This window comes from Pedobacter sp. MR22-3 (assembly GCF_026240075.1).
In the GTDB taxonomy this organism is placed as follows: Bacteria; Bacteroidota; Bacteroidia; order Sphingobacteriales; family Sphingobacteriaceae; genus Pedobacter.
Genome location: NZ_JAPIVF010000014.1, coordinates 1 through 3,414 on the forward strand (window position 1 = coordinate 1; position 3,414 = coordinate 3,414).

The window sequence follows — 3,414 nt, forward strand, 5'->3', positions numbered from 1 at the left end:
AACGGTTCGAGACCGCAGTTTTTAACTAACGAAGCTGAAACGAGGCTTAGGTTGGGGCACATGACACCCTATACCTTTATACCTTCGTCCATCAGCCTCAGTAAAGTTCTTTGACATATTGGAAGAAGTTAAAAAAGAAGAGCAAACAACAATAGGCGACTGTTGTGTTTGTGCTCACCAACCTAAGAGGCAACTCAAAGGAAGGTATGAGACATCATAACAAGAGCAAAAAAGCATACTATACGGCGCAAAAGGCGTATAAGTAGAAGAAAGTAATAAAGAGTACACGGGGGATGCCTTGGCTCTCAGAGGCGATGAAGGACGTGATAAGCTGCGATAAGCTTCGGGTATTTGCAAATAGGAATAGATCCGAAGATTTCCGAATGGGGCAACCCGGCTGGTTGAAGACCAGTCACATATAATGAGCAAACCTGCCGAACTGAAACATCTAAGTAAGCAGAGGAAGAGAAAATAACAATGATTTCCTGAGTAGTGGCGAGCGAAAGGGAAAGAGCCCAAACCTACTTTGTTACGGCAAAGTGGGGGTTGTAGGACTACGATGTGGCATTGGTAAACAGAAGTGGAACGGGATGGGAAGCCCGGCGATACATGGTGATAGCCCAGTACACGTATAGAATACCAGTCTAGTAGTATCCTGAGTACCGCGAGGTCGGAGACGCCTTGTGGGAATCTGCCGGCACCATCCGGTAAGGCTAAATACTCCTGAGAGACCGATAGTGAACCAGTACCGTGAGGGAAAGGTGAAAAGAACCCCGAACAGGGGAGTGAAATAGAACCTGAAACCGTGTACTTACAAGCGGTCGGAGCGTCCAGGTGGCGTGACGGCGTGCCTTTTGCATAATGAGCCTACGAGTTACTCTTCTCTGGCAAGGTTAAGTGCTTCAGGCACGGATCCGAAGCGAAAGCGAGTCTGAATAGGGCGTATAGTCAGAGGAGGTAGACGCGAAACCTTGTGATCTACCCATGGACAGGTTGAAGGTGCGGTAACACGTACTGGAGGACCGAACCGATAAACGTTGAAAAGTTTCCGGATGATCTGTGGGTAGGGGTGAAAGGCTAATCAAACTGGGAAATAGCTCGTACTCCCCGAAATGTTTTTAGGAACAGCGTGGATATAAAGTTTAATAGAGGTAGAGCTACTGATTGGGTGCGGGGGAGTCAAATCCTACCAAATCCAGACAAACTCCGAATGCTATTAAATATGATCTGCAGTGAGGCGCGGGGTGCTAAGGTCACGCGCCGAGAGGGAAAGAACCCAGACCATCAGCTAAGGTCCCCAAGTTACAGTTAAGTTGAACTAACGAGGTCCGATTGCACAGACAGCTAGGATGTTGGCTTGGAAGCAGCCATTCATTTAAAGAGTGCGTAACAGCTCACTAGTCGAGCGATCGGGCATGGATAATAAACGGGCATTAAATTGTACACCGAAGCTATGGGATTGAAATATATCGGTAGGGGAGCATTCTATCGGCAGCGAAGGTATCTGGTAATGGGTGCTGGAGCTTATAGAAAAGCAAATGTAGGCATAAGTAACGATAAGCGGTGCGAGAAACACCGCCACCGAAAGGATAAGGTTTCCTGATCAACGCTAATCGGATCAGGGTTAGTCGGGACCTAAGGAGAACCCGAAGGGGAAATTCGATGGACAACGGGTTAATATTCCCGTACTTTTTATAACTGCGATGTGGGGACGGAGTAGTGACACTGCCGCGATCTGACGGAATAGATCGTTAAAGGCTGTAGGTATTAGAACGGTAGGCAAATCCGCCGATCTAGCTGAATGCTGATAGTACCGCAAGGCTTCGGCTGAGTGGATAGCGCAGGTAATCAGACTTCCAAGAAAAACCGCTAAGCTTCAGGTTATAAAAACCCGTACCGCAAACCGACACAGGTATCCGGGAAGAGGATTCTAAGGTGCTCGAGTGAATCATGGCTAAGGAACTCGGCAAAATGGCCCTGTAACTTCGGGAGAAGGGGCGCTTGCAGCAATGTAAGCCGCAGTGAAAAGGCCCAGGCGACTGTTTAACAAAAACACATGGCTTTGCAAAATCGAAAGATGAAGTATAAGGCCTGACACCTGCCCGGTGCTGGAAGGTTAAGAGGGGATGTCATCTGTAAGGAGAAGCATTGAATCGAAGCCCCAGTAAACGGCGGCCGTAACTATAACGGTCCTAAGGTAGCGAAATTCCTTGTCGGGTAAGTTCCGACCTGCACGAATGGTGTAACGATCTGGGCGCTGTCTCAGCCATGAGCTCGGTGAAATTGTGGTCCCGGTGAAGACGCCGGGTACCCGCAACGGGACGGAAAGACCCCATGCACCTTCACTACAATTTAACATTGACATTGGATACAGGATGTGTAGGATAGGTGGGAGGCTTTGAAGCGGCGTCGCTAGGCGTCGTGGAGCCAACGTTGAAATACCACCCTTTCTGTATTCGGTGTCTAATCCCGCCAAGCGGGAGACATTGTTTGATGGGTAGTTTGACTGGGGTGGTCGCCTCCAAAAAGGTAACGGAGGCTTTCAAAGGTAAGCTCAGTACGCTTGGTAACCGTACGCGGAGTGCAATAGCATAAGCTTGCTTGACTGTGAGACATACAGGTCGATCAGGGTCGAAAGACGGATATAGTGATCCGGTGGTTCTGCATGGAAGGGCCATCGCTCAAAGGATAAAAGGTACGCTGGGGATAACAGGCTGATCTCCCCCAAGAGCTCATATCGACGGGGAGGTTTGGCACCTCGATGTCGGCTCGTCACATCCTGGGGCTGGAGAAGGTCCCAAGGGTTCGGCTGTTCGCCGATTAAAGTGGCACGCGAGCTGGGTTCAGAACGTCGCGAGACAGTTCGGTCCCTATCTGTTGTGGGCGTAGGAATTTTGAGTGGGGCTGACCTTAGTACGAGAGGACCGGGTTGGACTAGCCTCTAGTGAATCTGTTGTTCCGCCAGGGGCATTGCAGAGTAGCTACGCTGGGAATAGATAAGCGCTGAAAGCATCTAAGTGCGAAACTAGCCACGAGATGAGAATTCCATATAGGACCGTAGCAGACTACTACGTTGATAGGCTACAGATGTAAAGCTGGTGACAGCACAGTCGAGTAGTACTAATCATCCGAAGCTTTCAAAGCAAACAGAACTGTTGTTTGTTCTTCAAAACTTAACTTCTTTCAATAATATGTCATTTAAGTTGTAAGTGATAAGTTGTATGTTGTAAGTAGAGATACTTATACCTTCATACTTAAAACCTGCCACTTATTTAAAAACATTTAGGTGCCTATATCGGTGGTGTCCACCTCTTCCCATTCCGAACAGAGAAGTTAAGCCCACCAGAGCCGATGGTACTGCGGTAACACGTGGGAGAGTAGGTCGGTGCCAAATCTTAAAAGCCTTAAGCAGGC

Annotated in this window: 2 rRNA genes; both read left to right on the forward strand. The window is 48.6% G+C overall.

What is annotated here, in order from left to right:
* Positions 1–266: 266 nt before the first annotated feature.
* A 23S ribosomal RNA gene (locus tag OQ267_RS22335) occupies positions 267–3,143 on the forward strand.
* Positions 3,144–3,282: 139 nt separating this feature from the next.
* Positions 3,283–3,394, forward strand: a 5S ribosomal RNA gene (gene rrf / locus OQ267_RS22340).
* The last annotated feature ends 20 nt before the right edge of the window (positions 3,395–3,414 follow it).